The sequence below is a fragment of the Streptomyces virginiae genome (assembly GCF_040638905.1).
Taxonomy (GTDB): Bacteria; Actinomycetota; Actinomycetes; order Streptomycetales; family Streptomycetaceae; genus Streptomyces; species Streptomyces virginiae_B.
Genome location: NZ_JBEZYV010000018.1, coordinates 21,686 through 36,588, shown reverse-complemented (window position 1 = coordinate 36,588; position 14,903 = coordinate 21,686). Strand labels below are relative to the sequence as shown.

The window sequence follows — 14,903 nt, the reverse complement described above, 5'->3', positions numbered from 1 at the left end:
GATAAAGCGCGCGGGGGCGGTGATCGGGCACCTTCGCAGTCCGTACCGACCGGTCTCCATGCCCGCCCTCCGCCCACGCCGTCGGCCGGTCACCGCGCGCTGTGACATATGTCCCACGCGGGGTCGGCGGCTCGAGCGCGGCTGTAGCGGTGCCCTAGGGGACCTGTAGTGGTGCCCGATCGGGTCGGCCGACGTTGTCTCCTCGCACCGACCGCAAGGAGAGCCGGCCCATGCCCCAGCAGACACAGTCAGCGCCCGAACCGGCCCTCACCGCCCGGGAAGTGGGCGCCCTCGCGGCCGGTCGTGCCGAAGCCGCCGAGGCCGCCCGTTCGTTGGACCCGGACGTCGTGCGGGCGCTGCTCGACGCCGGCTTCGCCCGCCACTTCGTGCCCGTCGCCCACGGGGGAAGTGGCGGTGGCTTCGGCGCCCTCGCCGACGCGGTCACCGCGATCGGGGCGTCCTGTCCGGCCACCGCCTGGTGCGCCTCCATCGCGCTCAGCCTCTCCCGGATGGCCGGATTCCTGCCCGAGGAGGGCCGCAAGCGCATCTGGCAGGACGGCCCGGACGTCCTGGTCGCCGGCTCGGTCTCGCCGCGTGGCCGGGCCCTGCCGGCGGACGGCGGCTGGCAGTTGACCGGGACCTGGCCGTACGTCAGCGCCGTCGAGCACTCCGACTGGGCGCTCGTGCTGGGCCTGGCCAAGACCCCGGACGCCCCGGCCGAGCGGCGGATCTTCGCCGTACCGCGCTCGGCCTACGCCGTGGAGCGGACCTGGTCCGACATCGGCATGCGGGCCACCGGCAGCCACACGCTCACCGTCGACGACCTCCACGTGCCCGGGGAGATGTCCTTCCCGGTCGACGACCTGATGGCCGGCCGCCCCTCCGCCGACGGCGGCGTCAGCGGCGGGGCCGGCGCAGCCGTGCCGGGCGTACCGCTCGCCGCCGTGAACGGGCTGTTCTTCTGCCTGCCGATGCTCGGCGCGGCCGAGGGCGCCCTCGCGCACTGGTCGGCGTACGCGCAGGACCGGCTGCGCGCCGAGCGCCCGGGAGTGCCCGGGCCCGGCCGCGCCTTCTACGAGGAGACCCTCGCCCGGGCGGGCGGCGAAATCGACGCCGCCCGCCTGCTGCTGGAGCGCATCGCGGCCGTGGCCGACTCCGGCCGGGAGATCACCGCGCTGGAGACGGCGCGGGCCCAGCGGGACTGTGCGCTGGCGGCCGACTTGCTGGTCGGAGCCGTGGACCGGCTGTTCCGGGCCTCCGGGACGGCCGGGCACAGCGAGAGCTCGCCGCTGCAGCGGCTGTGGCGGGACGTGCACTCCGCCGCCGGCCACATCGTGCTCCAGTTCGGGCCCAACGCGAGTGCGTACGCCGCGCAGGCGCTGCCCGCCGGCCCGTCCGAGCCGTAGCCGCGGCGCCCCCCGCTGTTCCTGTGCCCCGGCGGGCCGGCAGCCCCGCCGGGGCACCCGTGGTCAGGCGGCGGCGGCGGGCGGGCCGGGCGGGAAGGGGATCTCGGAGAGCAGGGGCAGCAGCGACTCCTCCTCGTAGTCGAGGTGGGCGTTCAGCTCCTGCGACATGCGGGCCAGTTCCTTGCGGAACCGCTCCGGGTCCGCCCCGCTGATGTCGGCCAGCAGGACGCTCAGCTCGTGCTGCAGCTGCGCCACCGTGACGTGCTCCGTCCGCAGCCGCTCGAAGACGTCCTTCAGGTGCGGGTTCTGCGCCGCGAGGGCGGGGAACATGTGCGCGTCCTCGCCGGTGTGGTGGATCTCCAGCGTCTGGCAGAACGCCAGGCAGTGCTGGCGGATCTGGAGCCCGAGGCCCGGTGCCGGTGCGGACCCCTCGCCCTGGTGCGCGGCCACGGCCTCGAAGTAGGCGTCCACCTCTGCGCTCACGTGCCGCAGCTGCCCGCGCAGCCACACGTGCACCTCGACCAGCTTGTCGGCCAGGCTCCGGACCTCGGCCGGGCCCTCGCCGGGTGCGGGGTCGCTGCGCTCCAGCACCACCACGGGCAGCACGCGGCTGGTGTTCTCCTGGTACTCGCCGTAGCCCGGCTCCGCCGCCACGACGTGCGCGAACAGCCGGTCCCGGCGCTCGCCCTCGGCGGGCACCGCGACCGCCTCGAAGGACTCGGCGCCGATCTCCACCTGGACCAGCGGGTTGGCGAGCACGTTGTGGTACCAGTCGGGATGCTTCGGCCCGCCCAGGTTGGAGCCGATGACCAGGAGGTGCTCGTCGTGGCGCACGTACCCGAGCGGGACGGTCCGCTCCTCACCCGACTTGGCGCCGGTGACCGTGAGCAGCAGCAGGTCGCTGCCCTCGAAGTACCCGCCGACCTTTCCCTGGTTGGCGCGGAACTCGTCGATGACGGACTGGTTGAAGGACATGGCGGGGTGGGACTCCTCGGGTGATGGGATCTGCGGGGGAGGGGCGATGAGGGGAAGGGAGAAGGCGCGTGCGCGGACGTCGTTCCGTACGGCACGCCGTGCGACGGCGGGCGGGAGGACGGACGGCGACACGGCTGGACGCGGGGGATACGGCACGGCCGGTTCGAGTGGCGGTGCGGGCGCGCTGAGGCGCCTGGATCAGGCGGAGCCTGTGAGAAGAGAACGCATGCGACGGTCCCTGATGTGCGGGTGGTCGCCCGGTCACCGGCCGGCCCAGTTCTCTTTGGCCGGCGCCACGCGCCACGTTCCTCATTAGAACGACCGCCCCGCGATCTTGTCAACGCGGTCCTAGCCGCCCGCTGGCCGGATTCGAGCGGAATCCAGGCGGCCCGCACCACACTCGCGCACGACGACGACACCACAGGGGGGCGCGATGCTCAGCTCGGCCATGGCACGACGACGGTTCCTCGGCATCGGCGCGGCGGCGGGCGCCGCAGCGCTGATCGGCGACGCGCGCTGGGGCGGCACGGCGGTCGCCGCCGAACGCACCGGCCCGTCGGCGGCCCGGACGGGCCGGCCCGACGTTCTGAACCTGCCGAACGGTTTCCACCCGGCCGGCATCGGCATCGGCCCGGCGCCCTACGCCTACTTCGGTTCGCTGCTCGGCGGCGCGGTCTACCGGGCGTGCCTGCTCACCGGCCGGGGAAAGGTCATCAACCCGGGCCTCGGAGAGGGGTACTACGCGGTCGGCCTCCAGGTGGACGAACGGCAGCGGGTCTTCGTCGCGGGCGGCTGGGGACGGCTCATCACCGTCCTGGACGGAATCACCGGGAAGGTGATCGAGACGTACGAGGTCGGCAACGCCGACACCTTCGTCGACCACGTGGTGCTCACACCGCGCGCCGCCTGGTTCACGGACTCCTTCAGCGGACAGCTGTTCCGCCTGCCGCTCGGTCCGCGCGGGGAGCTCCCGGCGCGCGACGCGGTGACGACCTTGAAGCTCGGCGGCGAGTGGACGCAGGGCCCCGCGGACGGGCTCACCGCCACGGGCATCGCGGCCACCCCCGACGGATCCGCGCTCCTGGTGGTCAACATCCACGCCCACGGCGGCAGCCTGTTCCGCGTCGATCCGGTCACCGGCGTCGCCCGCCGCACCGACCTGGGCGGTGTCACGCTGCCCACGACCAACGGCATCCTGGTGCACGGCCGGACCCTGTACGCGCCCCGCATGAACGACCTCGCGGTGATGCGCCTGGATCCGACCGGCCACAACGCCCGCCTGGCCCGTACGGTCACCGACGCGCGCTTCGAGGCCCCTTGCGCGGCGGCCGTCCACGGCAACCGCCTCTACCTGCCCAACTCCCGCTTCCCGCAGCCCCCGGAGCCGGACCTCCCCTACAACGCGGTGGCGCTCACCCTGCCGCTGTAGCGGCGCCGCCCCGGGTGTCCCGCGCGCGGTGGTTGAGGCGTCAACAGTTATCCACAGGGCTTTCGGGATCGGATCATGCACGGGACCTTCGTGACATGACGAACAACAACGAATTCCGCCGCCCGTCCGACCGGTCCTTCATCAGCCCGGCCGGAGCCGCCGACGCACCGCAGATCACCCTGCGCAGCCCGGCCGAACTGGCCGATGCGCTGCCCTACATGCTCGGCTTCCACCCGTCCGACTCGCTCGTCATGGTCGCCGTGCACGGCGAGGGCGGGCGCTTCGGCGGCCGCCTCCGCGTCGGCATCCCCACCACGCCCGCCGAATGGGAGGACACTGCCCGACAGGTCGCCGACTGCCTCATCCGGGGCAGCGAACGGCGCGGCGCCAAGCCCGACGGCATCGTCGTCTATCTGTGCCAGGAGCCGCGCGGCGAGGAGACGGGCCAGGGGGTGATGACCCGGCTGCGGCCGTTCGCCCAGCGGGTCCGGCTGGCCTGCGGCGGGCTGGACGTGCCGGTGCTGGAAGCCCTGTGCCTGTCAGCCGGCCGCTTCTGGTCCTACGTCTGCCCGGACGAGCGGTGCTGCCCGGCCGAGGGCAGCCCGCTGGCCGCGGTCGGCACCTCGGTGATGGCCGCTGCAGCCACCTTCGCCGGGCTCCAGGTCCGCGGCTGCCTCGACGAGATCGAGGGCAGGCTCGCACCGCTGCGCGGGCCCGTGGCCGAGGAGGCGGAGCGGGCCCTCGACCGTGCTGCCGCCGCCCTGGTGCCGAGGATCCTCCACGGCGCCACCAGGGAGGAGGTCGGCGCCGAGACCATCACGCTGGCACAGACGCTGATGCGGCGCATGACCCAGGCCCCGCCCGCCGAAAGCGGCCCCCAGGGCGACGACTGGGACGACGCGCTGCTCGGCCACGACGAGGCCGCCTCACTGATCCTCGGCCTCCAGGACCGCGAGGTCCGCGACGTCGCCGCCGAGTGGATGGAAGGGGAGGAGGCGGCCCCCGCCCTGCGTCTGTGGCGTGCCCTGGCCCGCCGCTGCGTCGGCGCCTACGGCGAGCATGCCGCGGCCCCCCTCACCCTGGCCGGGTGGGTCTCCTGGTCCACCGGTGACGAGCCCACCGCCCGGATCGCCCTCGGCCTCGCCCTGAGGGCGGACGCCGAATACCGCTTCGCCCAGCTGCTCCACCACGCCTGCAACGAGGGGATCGACCCCGAGGGGCTGCGCCAGTGCCTGAGGGAGGAGCGGCGCCGCCGCGAACCGAGGCGCAGCCGGTCCTCCGCCGTCACCCGGCCGCCCGGACGGAGGGGCAGGACGGCCCCGCGCCGCGGATCCCGCCGCACCGCGGGGAGCGGGCAGTGAGCGCGCGCCGGCCCTCCTGCGGCGGTCGTCCGCGGTTGCCCCGCGCCGCCTCGGGGCCGCCATCACGGCGCGACCTGCGTCCCCGGAGCGCCCGTCCGGAGTCCGGGCCCGTGACCCGGGCGGGGGCGGGGGCGTTCAGCTGGGGGGTGGTGCCGCCCCGGCCGCGCCGCCGCCCAGCTGAACCCACCGGAGCGCAGACAAGGCGACACATGTCTCACCCCGCACCTCCCCGCCCGACCGGCGTGCCCGTGGCCCGCAGGCCCGAGCTGCCGCCCGTGCACGGCGCCGTCATCTGCGTCGCCGCACCCTGTCTGGTCATCTCTCCCGAACACGGCCAGCTGACCGGGCAGGGGATCGACGGGATCTACCGCTCCGGGCGCCGGCTGCTCTCCCGCTGTGTGCTGCGCGTCGGCGGCCGGGACCCGGTCGCCGTCCAGGGCCGCAGCCTCGGTGCCGACCGGGCCGCCTTCACCGCCACGGTGCGCACCGGGGCCGAGCCCGGCCCCGATCCGGACATCGGTGTGGAACGGATCCGCCACGCGGACGGCACCGAACGGATCACCCTGCGCAGCTTCACGGCCCGGCCGGTACGCCTCCCCGTGGAGCTGCTGCTCGGCTCCGACCTGGCGGAACTGGCCGCGGTGGCCGCCGGACGGGCCGGCCCGGAGCTGCCCGCCGGGGTGCATGCCGCCGGCCTGCGCTGGAGCACCGGCGCAGCTCAAGCCGTCACCACGGCAGATCCGGCCCCGGACGACGTCGTGGCCTCGGCCGGGCTGCTGCGCTGGCAGCTCGAACTGGGCCCCGGGGAATCCCGCACCATCGAGCTGCGCACCACACAGGACCGGGTGGTGCGGGCACCCGCCGGCCAGGTGGCGAACCCGCTGGCCGACGCCCGGGCCGAGGGGGACGACCCGAGGGCCGAGGCATGGTTCCGCACCAGCGTCGAGGACCTGCGCGCGCTGCTCTCGCGGGACCCGGATGGTCCGGGTGACGCCTTCGCGGCGGCCGGGGTGCCCTGGCGGCTGGGCCTGGCGCCGGCGGAATCGCTCTGGGCCGCCCGCATGGCGCTGCCGCTGGGGACCGGGCTCGCCGCCGCCACCCTGCGCATCCTCGCTCGCACACAGGCCGAGGGGCACGGCGGCGAGGCCGGGAAGATCCCGGGGCCCCTGCGCGGAGCGGGCCCGCAGCTGCCGCCCGCGTGCACCGGCACCGAGGCGACCCTCGCCTTCCCCGCGGTGCTCGCCGAAGCCCGTCTCTGGGGCCTGCCGGAGGACGAAGTCGCCCGACTGCTCCCGGCCGCCGAACGGTGCCTCGACTGGCTGCGCGGCGCCTTCGGCAAGGACGGCTTCCTGGCCGATCCCGATCCTGGGCCGCGGCGCTGCGAGACCCAGGCCCACGCCCACCGGGCCGCCGTGCTGGGCGCCGACCTCCTCGCCGGGTGCGGACGACCCGGCGCCGGGGAATGGCGGGAGCGGGCGGCCGCGCTGCGCGAGCGGTTCCGGGACGGGTTCTGGATCGACGGACCGGACGGCGGCCGGCCGGCATCGGCCCTGCATCCCGACGGGCGGCCCCTGCCACGGCTGACCGGGGCCGCCGCGCATCTGCTCGACACCGGGCTGCTCAGCGGCGGCCGGCTCGCCCCCGGGCTCCTCGACGCGGTCCGCACCGAGCAGCTGGCCCGGCTGCTCGGTGCCCCCGCCATGGACTGCGGATGGGGGCTGCGGAGCATGGCCCGCCAAGAGCCGGGGCACAACCCTTACGGCCACCGCTCCGGCGCGGTACGGGCGTACGAGAGCGCCGTGGCCGTGTCCGGACTGGCCGCGGCGGGCTTCGAGAAGGAGGCCGCAGGCCTGCTCAAAGGCCTCCTGGACGCGGCAGAGGCGTTCGGGTACCGGCTGCCGGAGATGTTCGCGGCCGAGCAGCGCACCGCCGGCAGCGTTCCCGTCCCGCACCCGGCGGCCTGCCGCCCCGCCGCCGTGGCCGCGGCCGCGGGGGTCCACGTACTGACCGCCCTCGCCGGCATCCGCCCCGACGCCCCCTCTGGCACCGTCGCCCTGGTACCCCTTCCGGGCGCCCCCCTCGGTGCGATCCGGCTCGCGGGGCTGCGGGTGTCGGGAGCGCCCTTCGCCGTCCGGGTCAGCCGGCTCGGCCTCGCCCTGGTGGAGGAGGCCGCGGATGCGCTCCAACTGGGTGTCTAGGTCGTGTCGTCAAAGTCCCGCCTGGCCGGGCCTCGTGCGAGCCGCGCCGGTCCGCTCGGGCCCGCAGGCGGTGGGCGTCCCCCGTCGTGCCCGCCGGGCACCCCCGCCGGCCCGCGGGCCATTGCCTTCAAGGTCACCAAAGCGCTGTTTATCGTCAGGCAGACGACTATGATCGCGGCATGTCGCCCTACGACCCGTCGGCCTATCCGCCCTTCGCAGTCACCGTCGACCTGGTCGTGCTCACCGTGCGGCGCCACGCGCTCTGCGCGCTGGTCGTCCGGCGGGGTGAGCAGCCGTTCCAGGGGCGCTGGGCGCTGCCCGGCGGATTCGTCCGCGGTGACGAGGACCTCGCGGCCGCCGCCGCCCGGGAGCTCTCCGAGGAAACCGGCCTGTGCGCGCACGACCCCGCCATGCCGGGTGCGGGTAACGGGGCACACCTCGAACAGCTGGCCACCTACGGCGATCCGAAGCGGGATCCGCGCATGCGGGTCGTCAGCGTGGCGCATCTGGTGCTGGCTCCGGACCTCCCCGCGCCCCGGGCCGGCGGTGACGCCAACAGCGCCCGCTGGGCTCCCGTCGACGAACTGCTGGCCGTCGGCGAGGAGAGCGCCGCGGGGCTCGCCTTCGACCACGCCCGGATCCTGGCGGACGGCGTGGAGCGGGCCCGGTCGAAGATCGAGTACTCCTCGCTGGCCACCGCCTTCTGCCCGTCCGAGTTCACCGTGGGGGAGTTGCGCCGGGTGTACGAGGCCGTGTGGGGCGTGGCCCTGGACCCGCGGAACTTCCACCGCAAGGTCACCGGCACCCCCGGCTTCCTGGTGCCGGCCGGAGGGACGACCACCCGTCAGGGAGGCCGTCCGGCCCAGCTGTTCCGCGCGGGCGGGGCGACCTTGCTCAATCCCCCGATGCTGCGCCCGGAGGTCTGACGCCGCGGCCCACACGCCGCCGGTGCTGCAGACGCCGCCGACCGGGCCCCCGGTTCGGGGTGAACCTGACGGAACCAGCGGCATGCCATCGGATCGGTTGCGCCGAAAATCGGACATATCGCGTTATCTTGCTTGCGGTAATCATCCTGCCGCAGAGCGGTCTCACCCCTCGCGAGAGAAGCGATGCTCCAGGCCATCGGACTCACCAGCAAACCACGCACCGACGCCCCGCCCCTCGTGGACGACCTCACCTTCGAGGCCCGCCCGGGGCACGTGACCGCCCTGCTCGGCGAGCCGGGATCGGGCAAGACGACCGCCCTGCGGCTCATGCTCGAACTCGAACCGGGCCGCGGCGTCACCTACTTCCGCGGCCGCCCGCTGCACCGGATCCCCCACCCCGGCCGTGAGGTCGGAGTGCTGCTCGGCGACGTCCCCGGCAACCCGGCCCGGACCGTCCGCAACCAGCTGCGGATGCTCTGTGCCGCCGCCGGGGTGCCCGCATCCCGGGCCGACACCATGCTCGAGGTCGTCGGCATCGCCGGCCTGCGGGACCAGCGCCTCGGCTCGCTGTCGCTCGGCATGGAGCGCAGGGTCGCCCTGGCCTCGGCGCTGCTCGGCGATCCCTGCACCCTGCTCCTCGACGAGCCGGCCGCCGGCCTCTCTCCCCGCGAACGCGGCTGGCTGTACGGCCTGCTGCGCGGCCATGCCTCCCTCGGTGGAGCGGTGCTCTTCACCACCGACGACGCCAAGGAGGCGGCCCGTAGCGCCGACCGGGTCGTCAGCATCGAGGCGGGCCGCCTCGTCGCCGACCAGGAGGCCGAGGACTTCGCGCGGACCCGGCTGAGGCCGCGCGTCGCCGTGCGCACCCCGCACGCGGCCCGGCTGGCCGACGTACTGGGCCGGGAAGCCCGGGCGGCCCAGCGGACGGTGGAGATCGTCGAGGAGAGCGGCAGCCGCCTGTCGGTGTACGGCAGCAACTGCGCCGAGGTCGGCGAGGCGGCGTTCCGCCACGGCGTACTGGTCCACCAGCTCGCCGACGAGACCGGCGTCGCCGGCGCGTCGCCGGGCCCGGTCCCGCACGCCCGGGCCGCCGCGACGGCAGAGGCGGCCCCCGCCGGGGCCGCGCCGGGTCCCGCCGCCGACTCCGGCGGCCGTTCCCGGGGCGCACGCTCCCGGCGGCCGGCCTCGGCCGTGCGGCGCGTGGGCGGACCGCTGCGGCCACTGCGCTACGAGCTGCTCCGCGTCTTCGGCACCGCCACCCCCGCCCTCACCGCCACCCTCGTCGTCGTGGTCTCCGTCCTCACCTCCCTCGTGCTCGCCCGGGCCGGCCAGACCCCGCAGAACCGGCTGCTCGCCGCCTGGCCCGAGTTGCTGCCGCTGCCGCCCGCCGCGCTGGGCGCCGGGCTGCTCGGAGCACTGGCCTTCGGCGAGGAGTACCGCTATCCCGCCCTCGCCGCCGACCGGGGCACCGTGCCGCGCCGGCTGGGGCTGCTCACCGCGAAGCTCGGCGTCTGCGCCGCCCTCGCATTGCTGCTGGGCGCCCTGGTGGTGACGGCCGACGCCGCCGCCCTGGCGCTCGTCTTCGACAGCGGCCCCCTGCGCACCCCGGCGGAGTGGCTCTCCCCGGCCGCGAGTTGGGCCGGCCTGCTGATCGGCTGCGCCTGGGCCGGCGTACTGGCCTCCGGCGTCTTCCGGTCCGCCACCGCGGGACTGGCGGCGGTGCTCGCCGTACCCGTGGGAGTGGTTCCGCTGGTGCGCAAGGCGCTGGAAGGCTCGTCCGCGTACCCGGTGACCGGACTGGGACCCCGGCTGCGGGGCCTGTCCTGGGTGCAGTGGCCGCCGGAGGCGGACCGGCTGCTCGTGGCGGCTCTACGGGTGATGACCCAGCCCGTCGCGACCGCACTGGTGTTGTCGCTGATGGTCCTGTTGTGCGCCTATGGGTTCACCGGACTGCGCAGCAGGGTCCGTTGGTGATCGTTCGGTGCCGGAGCAGGTGCGGACGGGACCGTTGCAGTCCATGTCGCGTCAAGCGGACCGCAACTCCACGCAATAGGCCCGGTTCTTTACGATAAGTCGTCAATTGCGTAGGTGGCACTGATCACCCTTTCGTGTGCTTTTCACCAAAGACCTCAAGGGTCGTGGAGGCACGGCCGACAAAGGATTCGTGAGTACCCTTGCGCACACCATGATGACCGCCGCCCGCCACGCCGACTCCGGCCTCGCCGGCGCGGGCGAACTCGACCGCTACCCCTACGCGGAGGCCCCCGGGTCCGACCGCGTCGGAGCACCCCACTGGGACGGCGCCGACGTCGAGTTGAGCCGCGTGGGCCGCCGCGCGGCAGGCAGCCGCGGCCGCGGACTGCACGGCCAACTCGTCCAGCAGCTCGGCCAGATGATCGTCTCCGGCGACCTCGGCGCGGACCGCCCCCTGGTCCCCGAGGAGATCGGCCAGCGCTTCGAGGTCTCCCGCACGGTCGTCCGCGAATCGCTGCGGGTCCTGGAGGCCAAGGGCCTCGTCAGCGCCCGCCCCAACGTCGGCACCCGGGTCCGCCCCGTCGCCGACTGGAACCTGCTCGACCCCGACATCATCGAGTGGCGGGCCTTCGGGCCACAGCGCGACGACCAGCGCCGCGAGCTCGGCGAGCTCCGCTGGACGATCGAGCCGCTCGCGGCCCGCCTCGCCGCCGGCCACGGCCGCCCGGACATCCAGCAGCGCCTGGCCGACATGGTCGAGATCATGGGCCACGCCCTCGGCCAGGGTGACTCGATCACCTTCGCCCGCGCCGACAACGAGTTCCACGCGCTCCTCATCCAGGTCGCCGGCAACCGCATGCTGGAGCACCTCTCCGGCATCGTCTCCGCCGCCCTCCACGTCTCCGGCAGCCCGATGACCTCCTGCGACCGCCCGAGCGAGACCTGCGTCGCGCACCACGCACGGATGGTCGAGGCCCTCGCCGCGGGTGACGCGGTGGGTGCCGAGAACGCGATGCGCCAGCTCCTGACGGTTCACCCGGAGGTCGAGCGCGTGGTACCCGCCCCGCGCGAGCACTGACGGGCGGGTGCGCGGGGGTGTACGACACGTCGCCGGGCCCGGCCGGGCCCGGCGACACCGGCGTGCGGAGCCCTTCCGGAGCCGCCGCTTCACCTCCGGAAACCGTGGGGTGTGACCGTATGACCGGCATCCGCGTAAACGGAGTGTGACTCGGGCCACGAAGATTGGGCGTAACGCTCCGCGAGGTCGCGCGATGACTTAAGAGGTGATGGCCGACGGAGGGAAGACAGCAGCCCTTGGGGGTGCTGTGCAGCTCCCCGGCCCCTGCCCGCGCCGCCGGCCCATCCCCGGTCGGTGGTCGTCGGCTCCGGTCCAGCACCACCAGGCCCGGGGTCGGAAGCCGTTCCCATCGTTCCGAGAGGTTGTTCGTGTCGGCCAGCACATCCCGTACGCTCCCGCCGGAGATCGCCGATTCCGAGTCTGTGATGGCGCTCATCGAGCGGGGCAAGGCCGAGGGGCAGATCGCCGGCGATGACGTGCGTCGGGCCTTCGAGGCTGACCAGATTCCTGCGACCCAGTGGAAGAATGTTCTGCGCAGCCTCAACCAGATCCTCGAGGAAGAGGGTGTGACGCTGATGGTCAGTGCCGCGGAGTCGCCCAAGCGCACCACCCGCAAGAGCGTCGCAGCGAAGAGCCCGGCCAAGCGGACGGCCACCGAGCCCGTCAGGAAGACGGCGGCCAGGACGACGGCGGCGCAGCCCGCCGCCCCCGCGGCCGCGGGGGCCGAGACGGCGGACCCGCAGGCGCCGGACGCCCTCGTCGAGGAAGCCGCCGCGGAGCCCGGGGCCAAGAAGGCGGCCGCGAAGAAGACGGCCGCCAAGAAGGCCGCGCCCGCCAAGAAGGCGGCTGCGAAGAAGACCGCCGCGAAGAAGACCGCGGCCAAGAAGGACGCCGACGAGGCCGGCGACGACGAGAGCCCGGAAGAGGGTCCCGACGCGGTCAAGGCCGAGGGCGACGAAGAGGACGAGGGCGGGGAGAACAAGGGCTTCGTCATCTCCGACGACGAGGACGACGCCCCGGCCCAGCAGGTCGTGGTGGCCGGTGCCACCGCCGACCCGGTCAAGGACTACCTCAAGCAGATCGGCAAGGTCCCCCTCCTCAACGCCGAGCAGGAGGTCGAGCTCGCCAAGCGCATCGAGGCGGGCCTGTTCGCCGAGGACAAGCTGGCGAACTCCGACAAGCTGGCGCCCAAGCTCAAGCGCGAGCTGGAGATCATCGCCGAGGACGGCCGCCGCGCGAAGAACCACCTGCTGGAGGCCAACCTCCGCCTCGTGGTCTCGCTCGCCAAGCGATACACCGGCCGCGGCATGCTCTTCCTGGACCTGATCCAGGAGGGCAACCTGGGCCTCATCCGTGCGGTCGAGAAGTTCGACTACACCAAGGGCTACAAGTTCTCGACCTACGCGACGTGGTGGATCCGCCAGGCGATCACCCGCGCCATGGCCGACCAGGCCCGCACCATCCGCATCCCCGTCCACATGGTCGAGGTCATCAACAAGCTGGCCCGCGTACAGCGCCAGATGCTCCAGGACCTGGGCCGCGAGCCCACCCCGGAGGAGCTGGCCAAGGAACTCGACATGACCCCCGAGAAGGTCATCGAGGTCCAGAAGTACGGCCGCGAGCCGATCTCCCTGCACACCCCGCTGGGCGAGGACGGTGACAGCGAGTTCGGCGACCTCATCGAGGACTCCGAGGCCGTCGTCCCGGCCGACGCGGTGAGCTTCACGCTCCTGCAGGAGCAGCTGCACTCGGTGCTCGACACCCTGAGCGAGCGCGAGGCCGGCGTGGTGTCCATGCGCTTCGGCCTCACGGACGGGCAGCCCAAGACCCTCGACGAGATCGGCAAGGTCTACGGGGTCACCCGTGAGCGGATCCGACAGATCGAGTCGAAGACGATGTCGAAGCTGCGGCACCCGTCCCGCTCGCAGGTGTTGCGCGACTATCTGGACTGAGCCGGGCGGGCGGGCCGCGGCGGCGGAGGGCGCCGGCCGCGGCGCTGCCGGCCGTGGCGGGGGCCGCGCGGGTGCGCTCGGCCGGCGGGCATCCCACTCTGGGTGGAGTCATGCACACTCGGAGTCAGGAGGCCCCATGCGTCGTCCCTTTTCCCGTGTCCTGGCGGGCGCGCTGACCCTGGCGGCGGGAGCGGCCGCGGCACCGCTCGCCCAGATGCCCCAGGCGGTCGCGGACAGTGTGGTGATCGGGGGGAAGCCGGTGAAGGCGGCCGACAGCCCCTGGGTCGTGGCCCTGGCCAGCCGTGACCGGTTCGGGGGTACGCGGGACGGACAGTTCTGCGGGGGCGTCGTCGTGGCCCCGACCACGGTGGTCACCGCGGCCCACTGCCTGGGCCGGCAGGTGCTCGGCGGCCCCGTGGAATCCGTGTCCGACTTCCGGGTGATCGCGGGCCGTACGGAACTCCGGGCGGCCGACGGCCGGGAGATCGCGGTGCGCGGGGCGCGGGTGAACCCCGACTACGACCCGCAGAGCAACGCCGGGGACCTCGCCGTGCTGGAGCTGGCGGAGGCCGTGCCGGCCCACAACGTGCTTCCCATGGCGGAGACGGGACACCCCGCGTACCAGCCGGGCACCGAGGCTGCCGTCTACGGCTGGGGCGACACCAGCGGGTTCGGTGACTACGCGTACGCCCTGCGGGCCGCGCCCGTGACGGTGCTGGCGGACGAGGTCTGCGGGCGCGCCTACCCCGGGGACGCTGACGGACAGTACCGGGCCGAATTCATGGTGTGCGCGGGGGACGACGGGGGCGGCAGGGACGCCTGCCAGGGCGACAGCGGCGGGCCGCTGGTCGCGCAGGGGAGGCTCATCGGGCTGGTCTCCTGGGGGCGGGGCTGCGGGCGCGCCGACAGTCCCGGCGTGTACACGCGCATCGCCCCGCTGGCCGGCTTCGTGACGGCTCCGGAGAGGGCCGCGCAGCCGGAGGGGGCCCGGAACGCCGCGTGGGGGCCCCAGGGGGGCTCCGGGACGCAGGCAGGGTCTGTACAGGGGCATCGTGCGCGGTAGCGGGCCGCAGACATGAGGACGGGCGGTACCCCTGGGTCTCAGGGGTGCCGCCCGTCGACCGGCCTGGCCGGTCCTGGCTCGTCGGATGCGAGGTTCGGCCTGTGTGTCAGCGGTCCTCGGGTTCGGCGTGGGCAGCCGGAGCGGACGTGAGCCGCTCGGTCTCATCCTGTATTTCCGCGGCGATCTTCTTGAGTTCCGGCTCGAACTTGCGACCGTGGTGGGCGCAGAAGAGCAGTTCACCGCCGCTCAGCAGGACGACGCGCAGATATGCCTGGGCGCCGCAACGGTCGCATCGGTCAGCGGCCGTCAGCGGGGTCGCGGGTGTCAGAACAGTAGTCACGTCGCCTCTTCTCTAGCTCGACGAGCTGTCGTACCAGGGTCAACATCCAACCAGGCCGAAAACGTTCCCGCTCGCGGCTTTTCCTCGAAACTTCCTTCCGAAGCTGGCCGGCTGTTGCCGGTTGGCGGCGAAGGAGCCGTATTGCGTTGCTTTACGGTTTCGCGTTGTCACTCGTGCGCTTGTTGCAGTTCCATCCTCCCC

11 protein-coding genes are annotated in these 14,903 nt (G+C 73.9%); 9 read left to right on the top strand and 2 right to left on the bottom strand.

All coding sequences use genetic code 11. From position 1 onward, the window contains the following. The first annotated feature begins 230 nt into the window (after window positions 1-230). Window positions 231-1,406 carry an acyl-CoA dehydrogenase family protein gene (locus AB0F82_RS23435; RefSeq protein ID WP_362630990.1) on the top strand — a complete coding sequence of 392 codons (1,176 nt, stop codon included), beginning with the start codon at window positions 231-233 and terminating at the stop codon, window positions 1,404-1,406. Window positions 1,407-1,469: 63 nt separating this feature from the next. Here the strand turns inward: AB0F82_RS23435 and AB0F82_RS23430 are convergent, their stop codons facing one another. Next, the gene (locus AB0F82_RS23430; protein WP_362630988.1) at window positions 1,470-2,381 is read right to left on the bottom strand and encodes a nitroreductase/quinone reductase family protein; all 912 of its coding nucleotides are present in this window, start codon (window positions 2,379-2,381) and stop codon (window positions 1,470-1,472) included. 448 nt (window positions 2,382-2,829) lie between these two features. Between AB0F82_RS23430 and AB0F82_RS23425 the strand changes: the two genes are divergently transcribed. The 8 genes from AB0F82_RS23425 (at window position 2,830) to AB0F82_RS23390 (ending at window position 14,362) form a co-directional block, all read left to right on the top strand. After that, the gene (locus AB0F82_RS23425) at window positions 2,830-3,810 is read left to right on the top strand and encodes a superoxide dismutase (protein ID WP_362630986.1); all 981 of its coding nucleotides are present in this window, start codon (window positions 2,830-2,832) and stop codon (window positions 3,808-3,810) included. Window positions 3,811-3,905: 95 nt separating this feature from the next. Then, window positions 3,906-5,171, top strand: coding sequence for a DUF4192 domain-containing protein (locus tag AB0F82_RS23420; protein WP_362630984.1), 1,266 nt, complete (start codon window positions 3,906-3,908; stop codon window positions 5,169-5,171). A gap of 209 nt (window positions 5,172-5,380) precedes the next feature. Further along, on the top strand, window positions 5,381-7,369 hold the full coding sequence (locus AB0F82_RS23415; protein WP_362630982.1) for a glycogen debranching N-terminal domain-containing protein: 1,989 nt from the start codon (window positions 5,381-5,383) through the stop codon (window positions 7,367-7,369). A 179-nt stretch (window positions 7,370-7,548) separates the two neighbouring features. Next, entirely contained in the window at window positions 7,549-8,295 is a 747-nt protein-coding gene (locus tag AB0F82_RS23410; RefSeq protein WP_356810426.1) for an NUDIX hydrolase, read from the top strand. Between the two features lie 183 nt (window positions 8,296-8,478). Then, complete coding sequence (locus tag AB0F82_RS23405; RefSeq protein ID WP_362630979.1) at window positions 8,479-10,269, top strand: ABC transporter ATP-binding protein; 1,791 nt, start codon at window positions 8,479-8,481, stop codon at window positions 10,267-10,269. 190 nt (window positions 10,270-10,459) lie between these two features. After that, the gene (locus AB0F82_RS23400; protein ID WP_356810424.1) at window positions 10,460-11,347 is read left to right on the top strand and encodes a FadR/GntR family transcriptional regulator; all 888 of its coding nucleotides are present in this window, start codon (window positions 10,460-10,462) and stop codon (window positions 11,345-11,347) included. 362 nt (window positions 11,348-11,709) lie between these two features. Further along, the gene (locus AB0F82_RS23395) at window positions 11,710-13,299 is read left to right on the top strand and encodes an RNA polymerase sigma factor (RefSeq protein WP_362630977.1); all 1,590 of its coding nucleotides are present in this window, start codon (window positions 11,710-11,712) and stop codon (window positions 13,297-13,299) included. 136 nt (window positions 13,300-13,435) lie between these two features. Beyond that, on the top strand, window positions 13,436-14,362 hold the full coding sequence (locus tag AB0F82_RS23390; protein ID WP_362630975.1) for a S1 family peptidase: 927 nt from the start codon (window positions 13,436-13,438) through the stop codon (window positions 14,360-14,362). Between the two features lie 106 nt (window positions 14,363-14,468). On the opposite strand, the gene AB0F82_RS23385 is transcribed toward AB0F82_RS23390, so the two are convergent. Then, window positions 14,469-14,702, bottom strand: coding sequence for a DUF7455 domain-containing protein (locus tag AB0F82_RS23385; protein WP_030028922.1), 234 nt, complete (start codon window positions 14,700-14,702; stop codon window positions 14,469-14,471). Window positions 14,703-14,903 lie beyond the last annotated feature (201 nt).